This is a genomic window from Pseudomonas sp. HN2-3 (genome assembly GCF_020691745.1).
Lineage (GTDB): Bacteria > Pseudomonadota > Gammaproteobacteria > Pseudomonadales > Pseudomonadaceae > Aquipseudomonas > Aquipseudomonas capeferrum.
Genome location: NZ_CP085704.1, coordinates 2057663 through 2078894 on the forward strand (window position 1 = coordinate 2057663; position 21232 = coordinate 2078894).

The following is a 21232-nucleotide window of genomic DNA, read 5'->3' on the forward strand; positions in this document are numbered from 1 at the left end:
TTCCGAAACGAGATTGCCGGTTTGTCACCGGTAGCTTCCAGCCTTTTCCTTAAGGAGCTCCTATGAACGTCGACCTGATTCTCTTCAACGGAAATTTTCACACTGTCGATCATGAAAAGCCTAAGGCAAGTGCCGTGGCTATCGCGGGCGGTAAATTCGTCGCTGTAGGTAATGATGCCGAGATCATGGGCATGCGCACTGGCGTTACTCAAGTCATCGACATGCAGAAGCGCACGGTCATTCCAGGGTTAAACGACTCGCACCTGCACCTGATCCGTGGTGGCCTCAACTACAACCTGGAACTGCGCTGGGAAGGCGTGCCCTCGTTGGCCGATGGTCTGCGCATGCTCAAGGCTCAGGCTGAACGCACCCCGACTCCGCAGTGGGTGCGTGTAGTTGGTGGCTGGAACGAATTCCAGTTCGCCGAAAAACGCCTGCCAACTATCGAAGAGCTGAACCAGGCGGCCCCGGACACCCCTGTATTCGTTCTCCACCTGTACGACCGCGCGCTGCTCAATCGTGCCGCATTGCGCGTGGCCGGCTACACCCGTGACACACCGAACCCACCCGGTGGCGAAATTGTGCGCGACAGAAATGGCGATCCAACCGGCATGCTGGTGGCCCGCCCGAACGCGATGATTCTGTACTCGACTCTGGCCAAGGGCCCGAAACTGCCACTGGAGTATCAGGTCAACTCGACGCGTCAGTTCATGCGTGAACTGAACCGTCTGGGCCTGACCAGCGCCATCGACGCCGGCGGTGGTTTCCAGAACTATCCAGACGACTACGAAGTGATCAACCAACTGGCCGACGCCAAGCAGTTGACCGTGCGTATCGCCTACAACCTGTTCACCCAAAAGCCGAAAGAAGAGCTGGAAGATTTCAAGCACTGGACGAGCACCGTCAAGTTGCACCAAGGGGACGACTTCCTGCGTCACAACGGCGCCGGCGAGATGCTGACCTTCTCGGCTGCTGACTTCGAAGACTTCCTGGAGCCGCGTCCCGATCTACCGCCAGGCATGGAGCAGGATCTGGAACCGGTGGTGCGCCATCTGGTCGAGCATCGCTGGCCGTTCCGTCTGCACGCCACATACGATGAGTCGATCTCTCGCATGCTGGATGTGTTCGAGAAGGTCAACCTCGACATCCCATTCAACGGCATTCCGTGGTTCTTCGACCACTGCGAAACCATCTCGCCGAAAAACATCGAGCGTGTGAAGGCGTTGGGCGGCGGCATCGCGATTCAAGATCGCATGGCGTTCCAGGGTGAGTATTTCGTTGATCGTTATGGCAAACAGGCCGCTCAGGCCACGCCGCCAATTAAGCGCATGCTGGCCGAAGGCGTGCCTGTAGGTGCTGGTACAGACGCCACCCGCGTCTCTAGCTACAACCCGTGGACTTCACTCTACTGGATGGTCAGCGGTCGCACCGTTGGCGGCATGGAGTTGTATCCGGAGGGGCTGTCTCGCGAGACGGCGCTGGAGCTGTTCACCCGTGGTAGCGCCTGGTTCTCTTCGGAACAGGGCAAGAAGGGTCAAATCAAAGTGGGCCAACTGGCCGACGTGGTTGCGTTGTCCCAAGACTTCTTCAGCGTGCCCGAGGAGTCGATCAAATGGATCGAGTCCGTGCTGACCATCGTCGACGGACAGGTTGTCTACGCCACCAACGAGTTCGACCAACTGGCGCCGCCAACCGTGCCGGTTCTGCCGGACTGGTCGCCAGTAGCGATGGTGCCTGGGCATTGGCGCCAGGGTGCTCCACTGGCTGCAGCCGTTCACCAGTGCAGCGGCCCATGCGGGGTGCACGCGCACAGCCATGACACGGCCCGGCAATCGAAAGTGCCTGTTAGCGACTTCCAGGGCTTCTGGGGCGCCTTCGGCTGCTCCTGCTTCGCGTTTTAACGAGCAAAAGAAACCTTGCCAGGCTTTCCTGGCAAGGCCACTCGCCGACGTCATTTGTTGGCATAGCACCACACATCGCAACTCAACTATTGGAGTCAATCATGACCGCTCCTTATAAGCGTTTGGACATCAACGATGCGGTTGTCCTGCTGGTCGATCACCAGACCGGTCTGATCTCGCTGGTTCAGGATTTCTCGCCGAACGAGTTCAAGAACAACGTGCTGGCTCTGGCCGATTGCGCCAAATTCTTCCAACTGCCGACCATCCTTACCACCAGCTTCGAATCCGGCCCGAACGGCCCGCTGGTGCCAGAGCTGAAAGAAATGTTCCCGGATGCGCCGTACATCGCTCGTCCAGACCAGATCAATGCCTGGGACAACGAAGACTTCGTCAAGGCGATCAAGGCGACCGGTCGTAAGCAACTGATCATCGCTGGCGTTGTGACTGATGTCTGCGTGGCGTTCCCGACCCTTTGCGCTCTGGAAGAAGGCTTCGACGTATTCGTTGTGACCGACGCTTCCGGTACTTTCAACGAAGTCGTGCAGCAAGCAGCATGGGCTCGTATGACCGCTGCCGGCGCACAACTGGTGAACTGGTTTTCCGTCGCCTGCGAGCTTCAGCGTGACTGGCGCAACGACATGGAAGGCTTGGCCAATCTGTTGTCCCAGCGCATCCCGAACTACCGCAACCTGATGAATAGCTACTCGGCATTTACTGCCAAGTAAGTGAGCCATGAGGCCAGGGACGGCTTCATTGCTTCCAGAAGGGGGCCCAGTAGAGAAAGGAAACGTACAGCCATCAGCATTAGCCAGACTCACAATAAATCGCCTGCACCCATCTCCCCTCGCTTGATTCAAATTCAGGGATGTTCCTCCTCTGATCCCTCCTCACTGTCGCTCTTCGCTAAGGTTTATGCGTCTTAAGCCTCGTTCGTCTGTGTAACGCCAGACTAATTTTGATCCCAGAAGTGAAGTGCAAATCCGACAACTAATGTTCAATCTCTCGAGCGATGCGGTGGATGCCATGGTCTCTCATCGCAATGAAGGGCGGCAGCTTGTCATTCGTACCGCATGCGAGGATGACTGGCTGGAGGGAGTATCCAGGACAACGGCTAGGGTATATCCGGTGGCAATCAGGACAAAGTGTTCGAGCCCGTTTTCACAACCAAGGGCAGCGGCCTGACCTGGGCTCGCTATCTGCAAGTCATCGTTAGCGCTCAGCATGGTTGCTTAGAGGTCGATCCCAATAACAGCCAAGGATGCCGCATGCGTTTTCGGCTGCCCCCCCGCAGGTTGAGTGACACACACTCCTAGGCAAGGGTCGTCATCGAGACGTGGTGGTGTCCTCTTTTGAGTGCGTGCGCGAGTCAAACGGATATCGAGAATTGTCTCTTTTTTTGAATCAGTGAGTTCGTTTTTAGCTGGATTGTTAGTGAGGATCGTGTTCCCTAAAGTACACCTCATGCCGCAGCCAATGAGCAGAGCGCCACGGCTGGCACCATTTTCTAACCTACTCTCTCAATTCAAAAAGGAATGCATACATGACTCCGTACAAGCGCCTGGACAAGAACGACGCCGTACTCCTGCTGGTTGACCATCAGACTGGCTTGATCTCCTTGGTTCAGGATTTCTCCCCTAACGAGTTTAAGAACAACGTTCTGGCCCTGGCTGACTGCGGTAAGTTCTTCGACCTTCCGACGATCTTGACTACCAGCTTTGAACAAGGCCCGAACGGCCCATTGGTTCCTGAACTTAAAGAGATGTTCCCCGATGCGCCGTACATCGCTCGCCCAGGACAGATCAACGCTTGGGACAACGAGGACTTCGTCAAGGCAATCAAGGCCACCGGTCGCAAGCAACTGATCATCGCCGGTGTGGTGACCGACGTGTGTGTAACCTTCCCGACCTTGTCGGCACTGGCGGAAGGTTTTGAAGTGTTCGTAGTGACTGATGCTTCCGGCACCTTCAACGAAACTGTTCAGCAGGCCGCTTGGGCCCGTATGACCGCTGCCGGTGCACACATGATGAACTGGTTCTCGGTTGCATGCGAGTTACAGGGCGACTGGCGCAATGACATGGAAGGCTTGGGTAATTTGCTGTCCCAGCGTATTCCCAACTACCGCAATCTCATGAATAGCTACTCGGCATTTGCCGCGAAGTAAGCAGAAATTTGTAACGCCCTCACGTTCGCCTGGCTCGCTGCCAATGATCTCTTAAGAGGTCATTGTGCAGAGACCAGGTTTTTCCTCGTTTGAGCCATAATGGCGCGAGTTTTTTACGCTCTCGCAGATCTGCCGATGGCGCTCTCAGCTTGCCTGAGCTAAGGACTGAACAGCCAGTTCAGATGTCAGGAAATCCAAGAAGGCTCGTGTTTTCAGCGGCACCCTTCGGGCAGTCGGGTAGACCGCATTGATCGAAATAGGCGGAGCCTCCCATTCTGGCAACACCTGCACCAACCTGCCGCTCGCGATGGCACGCTCAACGATAAACAAAGGTAGAAGGGCTATTCCCATCCCTGCTTCAGCACCACATGCCAGCATGTCTCCATTGTTAGCTTGGAGTGGCCCGGTGACGTGGACGCGTTCCGATTGCGCGCCGTTGCACAACTGCAGCGTCGTTCCTCCCTGCAGGTATCCGTAGTTCAGGCATTTATGGCGTGTCAGATCTTGTGGGGTCAGAGGTGTGCCGGCTTTGGCGAGGTAATCTGGAGACGCGACCAGTAAGCGAGGGGCAGGGGATAAGTGGCGCGCGATCAGAGACGAGTCCGCGAGACTCGCGATTCGTATAGTCACATCGAACCCTCCCTTGATCGGGTCAACTTGCTGATCGCTGAGCACCAACTGCAGCTCTACTTTGGGATGCAACTCGTGAAACTTTGGCAATAACGGGCCCAGCCTGCATAAGCCGAATGACATGGGGGCATTGACTCTCAACACGCCGTGGACTTCGCAGAGTCCGCTTCGAGCGCGAGTTTCAGCTTCGTCAACAGACGCAATCACTTCCCTGGCAGCCTCGTAGTACTCCGCTCCAGCTTCGGTGAGATGCAGGCTACGAGTGGTGCGCAAGAGGAGTTGAATTCCAAGACCTTCCTCCAACGCCTGTATCTGCTTGCTAACCTTCGACCTAGGCATCTCCAGGCGTCGTGCTGCTGCCGCAAAGCCATTAGCGTCAACGGTGGCGATAAACGTACGCATGCAATCGATCCGATCCATGTTGCCCCTTAATCTGAAGCTGTGTGCTTTTGGTAGATCTGATTTTTGAGCTATTTGCTAAACATCAAAATTGATGGAACGCCAAGAGCGTGAACCTCACCAATGTTCAAACGAGAGACCCAGACAACTAGTGAATGGCTGGCAGCGAAACGTGCATTTCAATGTAATTAGCTTCCTGATTTGAAGTCTTCAGACGCCATACGTGGATTTGGTAGCTGACTGCAGCTCATCTCATCGCAGGCGTCTGATCAGCGATATCAGAATTGGTGGGCGTAAAACAGAGAGTACGATTCAATACCGTCGTTTGGCTGGGCTAAGCCTGCGTTGGAATAATGAATTACTCGAACGCCGACCCGCTGTGTATCGTCAATCTTCACACCAGCACCCAGACGATCTTCGAAGTTGAAGCTCGACCCCAGCTTTTGATCTCCTGCACTGGTGCCGGAGAAGAACGACGCACCGATACCAGCCTCGATGAAAGGCTTATAGAAACCGTCGCCGAAAACGTATTCGAAGACGGGAGCCGCAGATATGGAATGCCTTCCGCTGGCTTCATCACCACCTTCCCAATACGTGTAGCCAACATCCCAGTAGCCGCCGAGATGACCAGTGGATGATTCAAGCCAACGCTTATCCCATTGCCAGCCCAGACCTGCGCGGTACGTCATGTCGCCCTGAGTAGTAACACCAACGGCCCCAGATGTCTCTGCAGCTTGGATCGACGCCGACACACTCACGAGCAGCGCTGCGAACAGTGATGGAAAAATTTTTGCCACGTGAAAATCCCGTATGAGTTTGATCGTTCAAGAGCGATTCGTCTGATTCGCCCATACGAAATTCTGATAGAGCTACGCGGAACGTTCTAGGCCATATGTGCTGTCGTGGAGGGAAACTGACTCACAACGCCTGCAGGGCAGCATCGAAATTCAGTTGAGCCGCGCTCTGAAATCGATCCGTCGCCCAATTCAAGTCGTTGATTTAACTTAGTTTGTTCAAATAAACCATCGTGGGTCATACACCAGAGATCATCAAATACCCTCAACGGGCTGTCAATTTATCGTTCGATAATCTAAATTGTTGGTGATCGCGCGATCAATACTGCCGTTCGGTGCTCTACGCCATAGAAAACAATAAGAAGGAGATCGATCATGGAATGTCCTTGCTGCATTTCGAAGACCCGCCGTCAGTTGCTCGGCATGATGGCAGTCACTGCGGGAGGTCTTTTAGTGTCCCGATTGGCACCTGCCTCGACAGGTTCGATTGGCAAAGGAGCCAACACGCCGGTGAAATCGGTCGATATACATGCGCATTATTACCCTGAAGAATTCTTACACCTCGTGGGAAGCGAAGGTAAGGCCTTCGGTGGAAGCTACACGCGGCAAGCAAACGCTTTCAGTTTCGCGACCCCAGCCGGATCACTGGGGCCATTGCCTCTAAAATTTATCGATATACAAGCTCGCTTACTCGACATGGATAACTCTGGTGTCGACGTTCAGGCTCTCTCTCTAAGCGTGCCCATGGTGTACTGGGCGGATCGCCAGCTTAATGCCCGCATGGCACGAGTCTGGAACGATGCTGCGTCTGCCGTTCACCGCCAGCATCCGCAACGTTTTGTTGTATTGGCGACGCTCCCAATGCTGGATGCACATGACTCAATCGCCGAGCTTGAGCGCGTAGCTGATTTGCCCGGGGTGCGGGGAATCTATATGGGCACAAATATCAACGGTTTGGATTTGGACGATCCGCGCTTCGCACAAGTGTTTGCTCGCATTGAACAGCTAGGCCTGCCGGTGTTCTTGCACCCACAACAGACAGTGGGGGGTACTCGTTTGAGCGAGTATTACCTGAGCAATTTGTTAGGTAATCCGTTTGATACAGCTATTGCGGCTTCGCACCTGATATTGGGAGGAGTGCTAGATCGCCACCCACAATTACACTTCTCATTACCCCATGCGGGAGGAGCGCTACCAATACTCGTCGGGCGTTTGGACGCTGGCTGGACATCTCGCCCAGAAACCCGACGCCTGGCTGAGAAACCTAGCAGTTATCTAACGCGATTTAGCTACGACACCGTATCCCACTCTGTGCCAGTCCTGGATTTCCTGATCGCGAATGTGGGTATTGACCATCTAGTGTTGGGTAGCGATTACTGTTTCGATATGGGCTACGAACAGCCAGTACGATTCATAGAGAATTCCGGACTAGACAGCCGCGAGAAGGCAGCAGTGCTCGGTGGAAATGCTGCGAGAATCCTAAGGCTTCCTGGATGACTGTAGCAATACACATCTCGATGCAATGGCCGGTCTGACCGGCCTTTTTTTCGTCTGACCGTCACACGCATTTCGGTGTTAGCGAACATCTAGTGTTGTCTACTAAGATGATGCGACAGTGTTCATCGATGCATCAATCGGAGTGATGGCCGATATCAGGATGCGTAATTTTCTAAGAAATCCAATTAGCGCCATAATTGATTCCAGAAGCAAGAAAACGGAATGTTCTAATCACTCTCTGGAAATCATACTCATGAAATACGCCATACTCGCCTCCCTTATGATGTTTAGCGTTTACGCATCGGCTAATAGTGATGTGAAGGGCGATGTTGCCCAAGCTGTACCGGAACAATACAATTATTCTGAGCATCTGGATATCGCAAAAGTCATCGACATTACGACTGCGAGTAACTCAGTAAGTCCTTGCGCTCCGGTAGATGCGCACATGGTGTATGTAGATCACAACGGCGTCACTCACGACCTGCAGTATAAAATGCTCGGCGGTGATTGCCAAAGTGGCTGATAATTTCAAGGCTTACTCGTTAACGAGAGAAAGGAGGGGCTTCTTGTTGAAGTTGCCCTCCTTTTTTATTTGTTTCGATTCGAGCGGATAAGGCTGAGATTTATATGAACGAAATTCTTAGGCTGTACAGGCTTCAGAATAATGCCAGTTGGTAGTTGATAATTACGCGGTTCTCATCTTGTTGTCGATTGTTCGGGATGTTATTTCGCACCATCGCGTTCTTCCACATAAAGCCCAATCCTTTAAATGGGCCTGATTGGATAACGTATGAGAGAGTTACGTCACGCTCCCATTCGCTGGAGCTACTCGACGAAAGGGTATCTATATCGTTCCCTTTGACGTACACGACTCCCGCGCTAGCCCCCGGTAGGCCAATCTTTGCGAAATCGAAAGAATAGCGAGCTTGCCATGATTTTTCGCCCGCACGAACGAATTTTTGGATCTGCATTTCCGTAATAGTGTACGTTGTTGGGCCGTCACCCTGATTTAGATAAGGGAAATCACTTTTGCCATCGCTAACTTCGTACCCTAATCCGAAGGTGCTGCCGGCGACCGAGTAGGTAAATAGTCCACTGTATAGATCATTATCCACTTTACCCTTTAACGTACCGTTCCCATAGTAACCCGTTGTGAAGTACCCAGGATCGTAAGCGTTTGCACCGTCATCGGTACTGATAAAATATCGCAGATCACTGGTCAGGATGCCGGGCCCAATATCTAGGCTATGAGTCAGGCCAAAGAAGTTTTGTTTATAAAAATCTTTGAGATTGCCGTAGTAGTATTGCAGGGTTAAGTTTTTATTCGGTTTGTAGTCGACACCTGCATAAACGAATTTGTTGCTGAAATGCCCGGTGGCTGCATTATTGGCTCCGGCGATTGACATGTTTTCATTGTTGCTGGAGTTTCGGCCTTTCACTTTGTCTATTTGTCCTCCAGTCAGGGTGAGATCTTTGATGTCCGTGGATGTCACTTGAGTGCCTTGCCAAGTTTGCGGTAGCAAGCGACCGTCGTTGCTGAAAATTACAGGCAGCTTAGGCACCAGCGTTCCTAGTTTAAGTTCAGTGTTGGAAACTTTTACCTTTCCGGTCAGTCCTAAACTGGACATGTCATTGACTGCATGGTCGCCATCACTGGGAAAGACCACGCCACCATAATTAGAGCCGGTCGGATTTCCGTGTTTACCGCCGCTGGAGTCCAGCCGGATGCCCAACATACCCAAAGCATCAACCCCAAAGCCAATAAGTCCTGGCGTATAGCCAGAGTTGAATTCGAGTTGAAAAGCTTGACCCCATTCTGATTGATAACTTTGGTTGGCTGCTTTCTGGGCGGGTGTCGCGGCATCTCGGTAATCGCTATTGATATAGAAATTGCGCAGTTTAATGACAGCCTTACTGTCGTCAAAAAAACCAGTCGCTTGGGCTTGTTGTGCCAATATAAATATTGTCAGCGATATAGGGAAAGTAGGCTTCATTTCTTCACCAAATTTTTAATTTTTATTTTGAGGGGTGTGTAGCTACTTGCAAGTACGTATATTTGGTGTAAGAGGCAAATGACCAAAACAGCGTTCAGTCGAAAAATATTTGCCTCTCGCAGTGGTTTTCAATCGCACACTAGGCGGATTTATGTATTGACTGTAAATAGAACCTCGGCTTAATCAGCTTTAAGCCGCGCCTTCCAAGATGCTGGCGTCCCCAGTTCTGTGTCGACTAACTGGTTTTCAAACCGATTGCGCTCAGCTTTGGCACGTGCGGATTGATCTGTAACGGAAAACCAGAAAATACTCATGAAAGCCACAGCCATCGAGAAAAGAGCTGGGTATTCAAATGGGAACCATGCTTGTTCATGATGCAAAATCTTAACCCATACAGTGGGGCTAAGAATGCACAAGACGACTGCGGAGATTAATCCCATTGATCCGCCTATCACTGCACCACGTGTGGTTAAGCCCTTCCAGTAGATTGAAAGTAACAGCACTGGGAAGTTTGAGCTTGCGGCGATGGAGAACGTTAAGCTTACGATGAAAGCGATATTCTGTTTCTCGAATGCTATCGCCAGCAGGATCGACAGCACTCCCATCACGATGGTTGTGATCCGAGAGACGCGCATTTCCTCACGGTCGCTCGCGGTGCCTCGACGCAGTGCGTGCGCATAGAGGTCGTGCGAAACGGCAGATGAGCCGGCTAGAGTTAACCCTGCAACCACGGCCAATATTGTGGAAAACGATACTGCACACATGAAGCCGAGAAACACATTCCCGCCGACCTTGTGTGAGAGGTGGATGGCGACCATGTTTACGCCGCCCAATATGCCGCCTGACGCGTCCCGATATTCTGGGCTACTGGCAACGAGTGCGATGGTGCCGAAACCGATTATGACGATGAGGGCATACCCTATGCCTACAAGGCCTGTTGCGTAGAGAATGCTCTGGCGGGCGGCCTTTGCATTTCCCACGGTGAAGAATCGCATAAGGATATGTGGAAGACCTGCTGTACCGAAGATCAATGCCAGACCTAGGGAGATCGCAGACACTGGATCAGTAATCAGCCCGCCCGGGCTCATGATAGCGTTACCCGATGGGTGCACCTGCGCAGCTTGCGTGAACAATTCGTTCAAGCTAAATCCGAATTTAGATAGAACCATGAAAGCCATGAAGATACAGCCAGTCAGCAATAACACAGCTTTAATGATCTGAATCCAGGTCGTCGCTAGCATGCCCCCGAAGAACACATAGATGACCATGAGCGTACCCACGAGCAGTACAGCGGCGGTGTAATCGAAGCCGAACAGTAATTCCACCAGCTTTCCGGCACCTACCAACTGAGAAACCAGATAAAGCAGAACGATTACTATCGAACTCGATGCAGCAAACGCGCGGATGGGGCGTTGCTCCAAGCGGTAAGACAACACGTCAGCAAGGGTGTATCGCCCTAGATTGCGTAACGGCTCCGCAATCAGAAACAGGATGATTGGCCAGCTGGCAAGAAAGCCGATGGAATAAATCAGTCCATCGAATCCACTTGTGAAAACCAGGGCTGAGATACCCAAGAGTGATGCCGCAGACATATAGTCTCCGGCGATAGCCCATCCATTTTGGAAACCAGTGATTTTTCCGCCCGCAGCGTAGTGATCAGCGACGCTGTTGTTTTTACGTGCAGCCCATCGGGTGACGAACAGGGTAAAAATTACGAAAGCCAGGAACATTCCGATGGCAATGAGGTTGTACTTGTGTGCTGGGGCGGGAACGTCAGCCGCGTTTACCGCTACCGAAGTAATGGTGGACGCGAGCGCAATGAATAGACGCTTCATTTTTCGAAGCTCCTGATGATTGTTTTTATTTTGGGGTCATAGCAGGTGTTTGTGCGCCACACGTAGACAGCGACCAATAGCGTCGTAAACGCAAGCATTCCAAAGCCAATCGGCACACCCCACGTCATAGGTTGCCCCTCGACAATAGGTGTACCTAAGGTGGCGGGTATAAAGGCTAAGGACAGAACAAAACCGAAGTAAACTGACAGCATTAGAGCCGTCATACTCCAGGAAAATATCCGTCGCTGCTTTACCAGAGCACGAAAATCAGGATCTTCCAGAATAGGATTTTGGACTGTCTTCTCAACCTGGCCAGAAGAAAGTGCCGGGTCGCTGTCCTGGGAATATGCATGTTCCATGGTCGTCTCCTGCAAAAGGCTTGCTGCGTTATCGAAAATTAACCGGCACTGCGGTCTCGCGCATCACAGCCTCCGGCGTTCGATACAGCTCAGCCATTTCGCGCTCTTCTTCGCTTTTCAATTGGGCCTGCATGTATGCACCTAGGTGCCTCGCATGCTGAACAACAGAAGCCCCGAAGCGACAACGTCGCTCGCTGTAGTCAGCGAGGGCCTTCTCGATGGATTCATGTCGATCAAGAGCCTCAACAATTGCGAGTGCATCACCCGCAGCCTTCGTAACGCCCATACCGCAATGAGGGCGAGCGACAAAAGCCGCGTCACCAAGCAGAGCGACACGCCCAAAATTCATCTTGGGGACTTCCAAATCATAGATTGGTTGGAATAACGGCTGTGCCGCCTTCGTTACAACCTCCGCAAACTGTGGTGCGAGTAAAGTTCGCGCGGAATCGTACATAGAGTCCAGCACATCACGGCGTATCAGGCCTGGGGGAATTCCACCTTCAAATTGCTTGCCACTTTCGTCTCTGAGCAAATCGCGCAATTCATCGTCGCCGCTCGTACGGTACCAAACGAAATTGTAACGACGCTCGCCAACACGAGTGCTGTTGGAATGCCCTGCCACGGGATATCCAAGGATTTGCTCATGCGGGGGCAGACAGAAGGCGAATTTGTCGAAAAGAGCCGCGTGGGCGGAGTCTGAAAGCGCGTTCTCGTCGACTAGGCCTCGCCATGCGATATACCCCGCGTACTGCAAGTGCACGTCTGGCAAAAAATGCTGGCGGATTGTTGACCGAACTCCATCGGCAGCGATGACCATGTCTGCCTGGTGTACAGTCCCGTCAGCCAAAGATACGTTCGCATGCGTTTCGGTGCTTTCAACCGCGACGACGTTCCCACCACAGCAGTACAGCGAGTCGGGAAATGCATCTCGGAGAACCTGGTACATTTTTCCCCAGGCAGTCAACGTCTGTGGAAGCGCATTCTCGAGCACTACAGCTCCCTCTTGAGCCAACGTGACACGTGAAAGCACATTGATGCCCACAGACGCGTCGAGGGGAATGCCTGCAGCTGCCATTGCCTCGAACAATTCGGGATGTGTGACGATGCCGGCACCCCGTCCCGCTAGTTCATCGGGTACTCGCTCGAAGACTTCAACATCCCAGCCTTTACGTAGCAGCATGTTCGCTGCAAATAGGCCACCCAAGGAACCTCCCACCACGATGGCACGGCGTTTGTTCGACGTAGCGGTCATGAGAGATCTCCTAGCGAGGCAGCTACATAGGAGTCGTAAGAACCAACAGCCTCAATTTCTGATGCTGGAAAATTGAGTTCAATGGTGACGCCCGATGGATCTTCAATAAAGACTTGGTGTAAGCCGAGGCTCGGAACTGTTCGATCACGCCATGCAATGCCCTCGGCTTTGAACACGTTCCAGAACCCAACCAGGCCCGTAACCAAGAATGCAATATGGTCAACGGTACCTGTCCCGGTTGAGGGGATAGCTTTATCGCCCAGATACTTCTTCAGACCTTCAGGGTTGTTGGGATCGATCCCGATAATGTGGACTGTGCCAAATTCCTTCTCATCGCCACCCATGTATAACCACACGCCTGGAAAATCGAACGGCGGACGGTAACCCGGGGTGAAACCAAGCACGTTTTCATAAAATCGACTGGACTTCTCCAAGTCGAACGACCGAATCGAGTAGTGGGCGAGCTTCAAGACTTGCATGGTGCCTCCAGCGTTTTTTGTAGTTATTTATCATTCGATAAACATTACGTCGTGGCGAAATTGAAGTAAATAGGCGCGGGAGCAAATTTATCCCGGCTGGCGGTAGCTGAGTCACGGATGCAGCGAGGAGCAGCGCATGCTTTAGCGCTTGGAAGGGGCCTTCCAGAGATGTTGGGAGCGCGTAAGCCACCCAGTCACCTGGTCAGCGGCGGAGTCAGGCAGGTGATGAGTGGTCGGCAGAACAGGAGGCATATGAGGAGCGGAAGGTACGCTATGGCAATTGCGGGCGATCACGTTCGCTGGGGAGTCTCTGCAATGTCGTTATCGACTTGCTGCAGCACGTGAGGACTGCCGTGAAGGAACGCGTCGACCATTTGCTCGATCAGAGCATCAATGTCCTCAGTGACCGGCAAATCGTAAATCCACTTGCGTACGCCGACATAGAAAATGCTGGCATGCAGGCTCCAAATCAATTCCAACTCTTTGTCATTGATGGTTTCACCTGAGGATGGGGCTAACCCATGAGCGTGGCGAATTTCTGCGATGACTGGAATGAAGACTCGCTCACGGAGCTTACCGAGATAGCGATCATTGATGCCTTCTCGCGTCAGTCCAGCGAAAACGAAGATACGTATCCATTCCCTGCGCAGTATCACCCCGGCGTATGAGGTGTAGAAACGTACCAAGCGTGACTGGAGGGGCTGTGAGCGATCCTTGATCACCGATTCCCACGAGGTATCCCACCGATAAACCTCGTCGTAGACGCGGTCAATCAGCGCCTCTTTGCTCGGGAAATATCGATAGAGCAAGGGCTGGGTGATATCCAGTTGTCTCGCCAACTCACGGGTGCTGCCCGAGAACCCATAAGTAGCGAAATGCTCAATGGCTTTGAGCACAATCTGTTTTTCCCTGACCTCTGGTGAAAGGCGCCGAGTCGTCGATTTCACGGGGGGAACGGAGTCCGAAGGCTCACTCAGCTCACTGTTATCCACATTTTTTGAGTCTTGCATAATGCCTCACTAGAGCTTCCTTCCAACATCATACAAAACAAAAGAATGCACTGGCTATGTACGGCACAGCACGTTCTAGTAAACGTCACGCATGATGCAGTGCTCGGAAATTTTTCCCTTACAGCTACGGAGAGGGCGATAGCGGCCCGGGAAATGTCGTTTATGAGACAGACTAGATAGCAAAGGCGACATCTTCGGTTGTCCACCCTTGAATAGTTTTTTTCAAAACGGAGCTTTTATATTTGTTATCAAAAGCAAGGCAGCTTTGCATGGGTGGATACCGCCGTATCTCAGATGACCTTCGATTTTTAGTCTTTTCAGCAACCTGCCAAGCTGAGTTGAAGCTTGCGACGATGAGGAGATTTATTTGGAAATCATCGAAGTGTTGGCACTTGTAGCAAAGTCGCTTCTTCGAGGCCGACAGGTCTTCGGCTAGCTTTTTTAATCTGAAAATTCATATGAAATTTTTAGGGTTGAGTGCTCGCGCCTTGTTATCCCGAGTGCAGCGAGAAATTTAAACTCAACGCCTGTTCCAATCTCGGCGGTAGTGCCGTTCCAATTGCTGTGAAGGAAACGTCCGAGGAGCCGCACCCGATGGGCCGACCTGCGTCAGCTCGAAGCCGTATCTGTTGTCCTCTCAGACTATCAATCAGCGAACGAAAACTCCGCCTGGTGAGTCGTTTCGGTCTGCCACCTGACCCTAGAGGATGCAGTCGGAGTGGGGGCTATGGAGGTCACTCCATCAGTGATGTGCAATTCCTTAAGTACTCCCATGCGGGCGAGTTCAGTGACCTCATCTTCAATCTGTTTGATCAATGATCTGATCGGCTGTCCGGAATCAGTGGCAATCGTCATCGCTACCAGCGTCAGTGGGCTCAAACTCAGCCTAGGGCAAAGGGTGTGCATCATCTCCAGTGTCGGGCTGCTCTGGGCACGCTCAAGTTTGGATATGTACGTCCGACTGCTGACTTGAGCCAAGTCTTTTTGCGTCAGGCCTCGGGCACCGCGCATCGCTTTGAGCACGGAAGCAAAGGCAGTTTTCAGCGACATACAACATTTCCGAATCTGGAGGCTGTGGCAGCCCACGCGCAGCGTGGGCGTTCCAGAATGGAGGCTATCACATGGCCGTTGTAGCGGGGGCGACTGCAAGGTTTTGCGTAGATTGAGTGAGTTCCTCCACCAGCTCATCGATGGGATCCGGTAGCTTAGGAGCACTTGTAAGAATCAGACATTGTCGGTTGCCAACAAACTCTTCAACCAGATAAAGCGAGTCCCCAACGTCCACCCCCATTTCCTGCAGAGCTTCATCAGGGATACGAATCGCGCCATCGCCATCCCAATCTTCGATGGTAATTTTGATAGAAGTATTCATCTCACTCTCCATACATAGATTTAAGTGGCGGCTCCGACTCAACGCTCGGATTTGTTAGGCAATCAGGCCTGGCAGTAGGGGAACGCTTCAGCCGTCGCACGCTTGGAAAAACTCCCTACCCACGTTGCAAGCTTTCACTAGACAGTGCGTTGGATTCGGCGTGGCCAGGGCCTGCTGCGTAGGTTCGCGACCTATCAGCAAGGCAATCCCGGTGTCTGAAAGGTTCATATCACGCGGACTGAAAATAACGGCTGGGATGGACAAAATTTGAATCCTGAGCCCGCGAGCGGTCGGGCCTTATCTCTTGGGTGATCGCATTAATTTGACCACCTGTTTGCATTCGACTTGTTCAGCCATTTGCGTCGGATTTGACCAGCGCACAGGTACATCGTGACCTGCAGAAATCAACCCCTCGTAGACATCCAGATCTGGTCGGTTTTATGGGGTTCAGCTTGGATGCCCTCTGCTAGTTGTCAACACCAATGCGAAACCCTGATCAAAAAACCATTGCCGCCCCTAAACTAGCTTCACAGGGGCGGGATTCGCCGCCCCTGTGAAGGACTTCAGATAAGCCCTTTGTCCTTGAGTTCTCGCTGGACACGGCGTTTGATTTTCGCGATTGGCGGGTCTTCGACAACCCTAGATTGCTGGTTAAATAGCGAAGGGAACCGGGACTTGGCCATGGCTACAGGCACCAACGCGAAGGAACCCCACTTCAACTGCCAAGCGTGAAACTCCGCTTCTGTCTCGATGACGTATAGCGGTTCGTCAAAAATTTCACGGAAGTCCATGGCGCTGAGCCTGCCATGACCAGGAGTCGGTACTCGCACCTCGCGTCCCCGCTTGTCCCAGCCAATGAAGTACGAGTCAAACCCAACTGATGTCCAGGTACAATCATTCAGGCGTACATGGTCGACATCTTCCTTAGGCAGCCGCAAGGCACATAGCCTTTGCATGAGGCCTAGGTAAAAATCACCAATGCGATCAGATGGGGCGGTTTTGACGCATCCTTTAAAGTGATTGCAGTCCTGGTACCCGAGCCGTTTAGCCAGGTAGTTGAGATACTGGGAGTGCTTAAGCTGTGGCGCACCCGCCACCTTCGTTTCTTTGAAGGTTTCCAGGATGTATTCAGCAGAAAAACTCATGGCATTAGCTCCACTGTCATGGCCTTTAAAGCACCTTAGAGGACAGATCCTCGCAGATCTTATGCGCTTTGCTGGGCTTGCTTCGAGCCGGGCTGGCCGCAGCTACTGCACCGTACTTTCCCACGTAGCAGGGCGGTGTACAGCAACCTGGGCTCTGGGCCCTGATCTGCAGGATAGCAAGGGTCGAAATTCATGTGCAGGTTCTCATGTCGGGTGGATTTCCTCACTTGCGTCTGCGCATGCCACAATGGTGGACTGTTTTACGATGCACGTTTCAGCCTTCGCGATCGCCATTCTTGACGGAGTGGTGTCCACCTACCGAGTTGCGGCATGTTGCGCTGCTTCCGTCCTACCTAAAGGGTTCGTGCCTACTCATCTCGTGAGTGAGAGGTAATTGGTGCCATGATATGTTCCCGACAAGGGTGGCCTGCAAGCTTGAGTCCAGAAAAGCCGTGTCCGGGCTTCTAGTTTGTAAAGTAATGAGCAGGACTAATGGCTTTTTGCGACTACTTGGTCAAAGTGCTGGTAGCATATGCCGGGAGGCTGCCTATAGGCTGTATTTATATACAGTATTGGAATAATGGCTATGTACCCTCAATCCAAGCCCGGGTATGCCAGGCGCAGATTTGCCGGAGCGCACATAAACGGCGCGTGTGCCCGGTTTGCTAGGTCACGTGGCTGGTCAGGGAAGCATGCCAAACATTGGAACGAGTATGGATACGACACAATCCCAAGATGCGACGCTGCCCGGCGACGCTGCCTTGCCGTTCGACGCGACCCTCTTGTTCAAGGCTCTCCAGTATCAACTGCTCGTCGCTGTAGAGCATTGTTATGACCTGGCTCCCGATGAGTGCATGTGGTTAGAAGTCATGGGGGATGTCACGGTTCCTGGAAAAGTGCAGGCGGAGGTCAAGCTTTACTCCGACAACCTCACCGACAGCCACGCCAACTTCTGGAACACGGTGAAGAACTGGCTCCATGAGAAGTTTGATCGCACCTCCTTCAAGCGCCTGGTGCTGCTCACGACTCAGGAGTACGGGGCGCAAACCCTGCTTAAGGGTTGGAACACGGCCACTGCCGCCCAGCGCCTCTCGATCATGGAGGAAATCGCTGGGCCCGCACCAACCGCTGGCGACGAGAAGGCAGAGGTCGAGCCTGATGCTGGGAAAGTCACTCCCAAACCTTCCAAATCTCGATCGCTCCAACAGTATGTATTGGCCTCCGAGCGTCGTGATGCGTTGATAGAAGTGCTGGAGCGGATGCACATCACCACAGGCTCAGAGTCGCTTGAGCAACGTCTCAAAACTTATGAGACTCGCCACCTCAAGCCTATCCGAACTTCTAAACACCAGCAGTTCATCTACGAGTTGCTGGGCTTCGTTTACAGCCCTGAGCTTGTCATCGGCGGGTGGAAGATCACCCATCAAGCCTTTACTGACAAATTGTCAGAGCTCACGCATCGGTATATGAAGCACCCGAAAACTTTTCCTCCTGTGGACATGGCAACTCTGAAGAAAAGCGTGGACGTCGAGGAAATCCGGCCCATGCCATTTGCTCAGAAGATCGTGGAAATCGGGGGAGAGCAGTATCTGAAGCGGGCTGCGTTGCACCGGGTGGTGGCTCAGACCACGATCTCCGATCTATACAAGGACGGCGTGCTCTTTAAGCATATGTTGGATACCTACATGGGCAACCATTTGACCCAGCATCAGTTTGGGCGTGAGCACGCGATGCTTGGATGCTCGGGGATTGCTTGCCAGACCCAATTGAATACCCAGTCCATGATGTTCTTCCTCGATCGAAACGGTCTGCCGGCTGAGCCTTTTTGTGGCTTGGAGCACACGATGATCGAGTTCCGCAATGGCATCTACCACATGCTGGCTGGTGAGCAGCCTGAGGACGAGGATGACGAGTTTCACTGGAAGCTATGGCGATGAATACACAAGCCTCTGATCACCTGTATACCCTGCACAGAACGCCTTTCGCCCTGGCACCTGTCATCCAGAGCTTCTATCAGCACTGGGAGCCAGTCGAGAAAGATGTCCTCCTCAGCTACCTCATCCTTCCCCTAGTCACTTACAAGCCGATGCATGCTTTCCTGCACAGAGCTCGACGGGACAGCTCAGTCCGGACGATGGCTGCTGATGTGGAGAGACTCATAGGTCTGGCCTTGCGCGTAGAGGAATTCAAGCCAATCACCAATGCCGCGTTGCTGATCCTGGCTGCGGAAAAAAGTCTGGAAATTACGCCTGACCTTTCTGTGCGGACTCTTCAGAAACCCCGGTCGGCCAACGCCGACAAGGCGTTGTTGAAATACGGTCAGAAGCTGGCAATGGTGCTTTCCGGTGAAAACGTTGTTTCTATTTACAGGATGTTGGGGCTCAAATCGCTATGAAGTGTTATGTAGAGTACATCGGTGTCGTAGACAAAGAGCACGGCGTCCACCACGTTCCCTTCAAGCCTGGTCTCAACATCGTGACTGGGAGGTCTTCCAAGGGCAAGAGCGCGATCCTCGACATCTTCGATTATTGTCTGGGGAGCTCGGAAGATACGATCCCCGAGGGCATCATCACCGATCGTGCCAAGCTTTTTTTCACCGTATTGCGGTTCCCTACCATCACAGTTGTCACGGGGCGTGAGGCATCCGGCAACCGCTGTTTCCTGCGCGAGATCAGCGGGCCAGCGATGGACAACCTGCTTGAGCTCATTCAAGACGTGGCCGCGTTCTTCTCCCCGAGTTTCTTCCAGCACAAAAGCGAATTCATCAAGAGCCTGGGTCGCTATTTCGGCGTCACGTTGGAGAACATCGACACGGATCCGATGCAGAAAGAGATGACAGGGAAGTGGAGCGCGACTCCGTCGGTACGCAGCTTTCCTTCCTTCATGCTGCAGCATCAGAACCTTGTGGCCAACAGGCATGCGATTTTCTACAGATTTGAAGAAAAACGTAAGCGTGACCAGGCGATTGACCAGTTCAAGATTTTCATGAACATCGTTGGCGAAGACTATTTCGACCTAGCTAAACTCCGCACCGAGGCTCTTTACGAGCTGAAGCGCGCCAAGGCTCAAATACCCAAGCAGGACAAGGTCAAAGACGAGTACCTGACTGAGTTCTCCAACTTGCTGAAGGAATACGAGGCGCTTTCCGGCCAGCCGCTGACCGAGCTCACTCCTGAGGAAATCTGGCAAAAGCCCAAACCCGCTCTGGAGCGTTTCACGGGTATCTCAGTCAGAGTCGATGGCCAATCGAGCACATTTGAAACCAGAAGGACGGAGCTGCGCGAGCAAAAGGCCGAACTGATGGCCAGCATCCAGAAGGCGCTCAATACTCGCTATTTGCTGAAGGTTTCAACAGAGCAAGCTTCGGGTTTCGCAGAGTCGATTACAGCACTGCCCATCCCCAAGGCCAGCAATCTGGAACACGCGGTCTGCCCCGTTTGTGCATCGCACTCAGATGTGGCTGAGGATGAGGCCGGCAAGCTGTCGGCAGCCATTCACTGGCTGAATGGCGAGCTCAAGGTCTCTACCTATGCACGAGAAGGCTTCGGTGAGGAGCGTCGCACGGTCGACGGCGAACTCAAGAGGCTTCGTGCTGAGCTCGCAGTGGTTGAGAGAGCGCTCAAGCCTTTGGATGATGAAGCTGAACGGCTGGAGAAGTCCAAGTCAGTCGACGGCGGCGCTCAGAAGACCAAGATCAAGCTTGAGCTGGCAGTAGAGAGGCGCATCGCGAACCCGCCATCTGAGATCAAAGGAATGGTCGACTTCTGGCAAAAGGAGGTCGATAGGCTCGATGAAAAAATGGCTCAATATGACGTTGAGTCAAAGCTTTGGGCATTGCAGAGCGACATCAACACGACAATGGAGACCCTTGGTAAAGATTTCGATTTTGAAGACACCTATAAGAGCGGCTCGTTGAAATTCGATGTTGAAACCTTCGATCTCTGGCACGAAAGGCCTATCGGAGGGGGGCGTGTCAAAAATGTGTACCTGCGGAGCATGGGCAGCGGTGCGAACTGGTTGTACTCCCACTTGACCCTGTTCATGGCATTGCACTACCAGTTTGCCGCTCATGAAAAGTGCAAGGTGCCGCCGATTCTATTCTTGGATCAGCCGACCCAAGTCTATTTCCCCTCGATAGATGATGCCGAAGACTTTAAGGCGGATGAGTTGCGGGGAGATAGGAAGAGGACGAAGACAGTAGATGAGGACATCAATGCCGTGTCCAAGATGTTCACCAATCTCGCAAGGTTCTGCGATGTCACCTTTAAGGAAACTGGGGTCATGCCGCAGATCATCGTATGTGACCATGCCGACAAGCTGTCTCTGCTGGGTGACTACGTCTTTGAAAACTTCGTTCGTGCTCGGTGGAGAACGCGAGGCTTGATCGCAGAGTAACCCTGAGTG

Annotated in this window: 19 protein-coding genes; 8 read left to right on the forward strand and 11 right to left on the reverse strand. The window is 52.7% G+C overall.

The genetic code is table 11. The annotated features are described in order from the left end of the window. Nucleotides 1-62: 62 nt before the first annotated feature. From LJX93_RS09520 to ycaC (LJX93_RS09530), 3 genes are all read left to right on the forward strand, one after another. Nucleotides 63-1901: an amidohydrolase gene (locus LJX93_RS09520; protein WP_227697042.1), complete on the forward strand. Its 1839-nt coding sequence runs from the start codon at nt 63-65 to the stop codon at nt 1899-1901. Nucleotides 1902-2002: 101 nt separating this feature from the next. Beyond that, nucleotides 2003-2626 carry an isochorismate family cysteine hydrolase YcaC gene (gene ycaC / locus LJX93_RS09525; protein WP_227697043.1) on the forward strand — a complete coding sequence of 208 codons (624 nt, stop codon included), beginning with the start codon at nt 2003-2005 and terminating at the stop codon, nt 2624-2626. 815 nt (nt 2627-3441) lie between these two features. Next, nucleotides 3442-4062: an isochorismate family cysteine hydrolase YcaC gene (ycaC, locus tag LJX93_RS09530; protein WP_227697044.1), complete on the forward strand. Its 621-nt coding sequence runs from the start codon at nt 3442-3444 to the stop codon at nt 4060-4062. 144 nt (nt 4063-4206) lie between these two features. On the opposite strand, the gene LJX93_RS09535 is transcribed toward ycaC (LJX93_RS09530), so the two are convergent. Continuing rightward, entirely contained in the window at nt 4207-5112 is a 906-nt protein-coding gene (locus tag LJX93_RS09535) for a LysR family transcriptional regulator (protein WP_227697045.1), read from the reverse strand. Between the two features lie 257 nt (nt 5113-5369). Next, complete coding sequence (locus LJX93_RS09540; RefSeq protein WP_227697046.1) at nt 5370-5888, reverse strand: acyloxyacyl hydrolase; 519 nt, start codon at nt 5886-5888, stop codon at nt 5370-5372. Nucleotides 5889-6260: 372 nt separating this feature from the next. Here LJX93_RS09540 and LJX93_RS09545 point away from each other — a divergent pair, with 372 nt between their 5' ends. Both LJX93_RS09545 and LJX93_RS09550 read left to right on the forward strand, forming a co-directional pair. Continuing rightward, a complete protein-coding gene (locus tag LJX93_RS09545; protein WP_227697048.1) occupies nt 6261-7382 on the forward strand; it encodes an amidohydrolase family protein in 1122 nt (373 codons plus the stop codon). A 253-nt stretch (nt 7383-7635) separates the two neighbouring features. Continuing rightward, complete coding sequence (locus tag LJX93_RS09550) at nt 7636-7905, forward strand: DUF2790 domain-containing protein (RefSeq protein WP_227697049.1); 270 nt, start codon at nt 7636-7638, stop codon at nt 7903-7905. A 133-nt stretch (nt 7906-8038) separates the two neighbouring features. On the opposite strand, the gene LJX93_RS09555 is transcribed toward LJX93_RS09550, so the two are convergent. The 9 genes from LJX93_RS09555 to LJX93_RS09595 form a co-directional block, all read right to left on the reverse strand. After that, nucleotides 8039-9376 carry an OprD family porin gene (locus LJX93_RS09555; protein WP_227697050.1) on the reverse strand — a complete coding sequence of 446 codons (1338 nt, stop codon included), beginning with the start codon at nt 9374-9376 and terminating at the stop codon, nt 8039-8041. Nucleotides 9377-9555: 179 nt separating this feature from the next. Continuing rightward, nucleotides 9556-11211, reverse strand: a complete 1656-nt coding sequence (locus LJX93_RS09560; RefSeq protein WP_227697051.1) for a cation acetate symporter — start codon at nt 11209-11211, stop codon at nt 9556-9558. After that, a complete protein-coding gene (locus tag LJX93_RS09565; protein WP_227697053.1) occupies nt 11208-11570 on the reverse strand; it encodes a DUF485 domain-containing protein in 363 nt (120 codons plus the stop codon). Before LJX93_RS09565 ends, LJX93_RS09560 begins: the two co-directional genes overlap by 4 nt. Before the next feature lie 28 nt (nt 11571-11598). Beyond that, entirely contained in the window at nt 11599-12822 is a 1224-nt protein-coding gene (locus tag LJX93_RS09570; protein WP_227697054.1) for an FAD binding domain-containing protein, read from the reverse strand. After that, nucleotides 12819-13301, reverse strand: coding sequence for a VOC family protein (locus LJX93_RS09575; protein WP_227697055.1), 483 nt, complete (start codon nt 13299-13301; stop codon nt 12819-12821). Before LJX93_RS09575 ends, LJX93_RS09570 begins: the two co-directional genes overlap by 4 nt. A 290-nt stretch (nt 13302-13591) precedes the next feature. Beyond that, on the reverse strand, nt 13592-14311 hold the full coding sequence (locus LJX93_RS09580; RefSeq protein WP_227697056.1) for a TetR/AcrR family transcriptional regulator: 720 nt from the start codon (nt 14309-14311) through the stop codon (nt 13592-13594). A 645-nt stretch (nt 14312-14956) separates the two neighbouring features. Beyond that, nucleotides 14957-15361 carry a helix-turn-helix domain-containing protein gene (locus LJX93_RS09585; protein WP_227697058.1) on the reverse strand — a complete coding sequence of 135 codons (405 nt, stop codon included), beginning with the start codon at nt 15359-15361 and terminating at the stop codon, nt 14957-14959. A gap of 67 nt (nt 15362-15428) precedes the next feature. Then, nucleotides 15429-15683 carry an AbrB/MazE/SpoVT family DNA-binding domain-containing protein gene (locus LJX93_RS09590; protein WP_227697059.1) on the reverse strand — a complete coding sequence of 85 codons (255 nt, stop codon included), beginning with the start codon at nt 15681-15683 and terminating at the stop codon, nt 15429-15431. A 563-nt stretch (nt 15684-16246) separates the two neighbouring features. Next, the gene (locus LJX93_RS09595) at nt 16247-16828 is read right to left on the reverse strand and encodes a hypothetical protein (protein WP_227697060.1); all 582 of its coding nucleotides are present in this window, start codon (nt 16826-16828) and stop codon (nt 16247-16249) included. A gap of 713 nt (nt 16829-17541) precedes the next feature. On the opposite strand from LJX93_RS09595, the gene LJX93_RS09600 reads away from it, so the two are divergent. The 3 genes from LJX93_RS09600 to LJX93_RS09610 are packed head-to-tail and all read left to right on the forward strand — an operon-like array spanning nt 17542 to nt 21223. Continuing rightward, nucleotides 17542-18765, forward strand: coding sequence for a hypothetical protein (locus LJX93_RS09600; protein ID WP_227697061.1), 1224 nt, complete (start codon nt 17542-17544; stop codon nt 18763-18765). Continuing rightward, entirely contained in the window at nt 18762-19223 is a 462-nt protein-coding gene (locus LJX93_RS09605) for a three component ABC system middle component (RefSeq protein WP_227697063.1), read from the forward strand. The genes LJX93_RS09600 and LJX93_RS09605 overlap by 4 nt, the downstream gene beginning before the upstream one ends. Then, nucleotides 19220-21223, forward strand: a complete 2004-nt coding sequence (locus LJX93_RS09610) for a DUF3732 domain-containing protein (protein ID WP_227697064.1) — start codon at nt 19220-19222, stop codon at nt 21221-21223. The genes LJX93_RS09605 and LJX93_RS09610 overlap by 4 nt, the downstream gene beginning before the upstream one ends. Nucleotides 21224-21232: the final 9 nt, after the last annotated feature.

What these genes read in the sequence shown, in the direction of transcription:
- LJX93_RS09520 (WP_227697042.1), top strand. Translation starts at nt 63, where the DNA reads ATGAACGTCGACCTGATTCTCTTCAACGGAAATTTTCACACTGTCGAT.
- ycaC (WP_227697043.1), top strand. Translation starts at nt 2,003, where the DNA reads ATGACCGCTCCTTATAAGCGTTTGGACATCAACGATGCGGTTGTCCTG.
- ycaC (WP_227697044.1), top strand. Translation starts at nt 3,442, where the DNA reads ATGACTCCGTACAAGCGCCTGGACAAGAACGACGCCGTACTCCTGCTG.
- LJX93_RS09535 (WP_227697045.1), bottom strand. Translation starts at nt 5,112, where the DNA reads ATGGATCGGATCGATTGCATGCGTACGTTTATCGCCACCGTTGACGCT.
- LJX93_RS09545 (WP_227697048.1), top strand. Translation starts at nt 6,261, where the DNA reads ATGGAATGTCCTTGCTGCATTTCGAAGACCCGCCGTCAGTTGCTCGGC.
- LJX93_RS09550 (WP_227697049.1), top strand. Translation starts at nt 7,636, where the DNA reads ATGAAATACGCCATACTCGCCTCCCTTATGATGTTTAGCGTTTACGCA.
- LJX93_RS09555 (WP_227697050.1), bottom strand. Translation starts at nt 9,376, where the DNA reads ATGAAGCCTACTTTCCCTATATCGCTGACAATATTTATATTGGCACAA.
- LJX93_RS09560 (WP_227697051.1), bottom strand. Translation starts at nt 11,211, where the DNA reads ATGAAGCGTCTATTCATTGCGCTCGCGTCCACCATTACTTCGGTAGCG.
- LJX93_RS09565 (WP_227697053.1), bottom strand. Translation starts at nt 11,570, where the DNA reads ATGGAACATGCATATTCCCAGGACAGCGACCCGGCACTTTCTTCTGGC.
- LJX93_RS09570 (WP_227697054.1), bottom strand. Translation starts at nt 12,822, where the DNA reads ATGACCGCTACGTCGAACAAACGCCGTGCCATCGTGGTGGGAGGTTCC.
- LJX93_RS09575 (WP_227697055.1), bottom strand. Translation starts at nt 13,301, where the DNA reads ATGCAAGTCTTGAAGCTCGCCCACTACTCGATTCGGTCGTTCGACTTG.
- LJX93_RS09580 (WP_227697056.1), bottom strand. Translation starts at nt 14,311, where the DNA reads ATGCAAGACTCAAAAAATGTGGATAACAGTGAGCTGAGTGAGCCTTCG.
- LJX93_RS09585 (WP_227697058.1), bottom strand. Translation starts at nt 15,361, where the DNA reads ATGTCGCTGAAAACTGCCTTTGCTTCCGTGCTCAAAGCGATGCGCGGT.
- LJX93_RS09590 (WP_227697059.1), bottom strand. Translation starts at nt 15,683, where the DNA reads ATGAATACTTCTATCAAAATTACCATCGAAGATTGGGATGGCGATGGC.
- LJX93_RS09595 (WP_227697060.1), bottom strand. Translation starts at nt 16,828, where the DNA reads ATGAGTTTTTCTGCTGAATACATCCTGGAAACCTTCAAAGAAACGAAG.
- LJX93_RS09600 (WP_227697061.1), top strand. Translation starts at nt 17,542, where the DNA reads ATGGATACGACACAATCCCAAGATGCGACGCTGCCCGGCGACGCTGCC.
- LJX93_RS09605 (WP_227697063.1), top strand. Translation starts at nt 18,762, where the DNA reads ATGAATACACAAGCCTCTGATCACCTGTATACCCTGCACAGAACGCCT.
- LJX93_RS09610 (WP_227697064.1), top strand. Translation starts at nt 19,220, where the DNA reads ATGAAGTGTTATGTAGAGTACATCGGTGTCGTAGACAAAGAGCACGGC.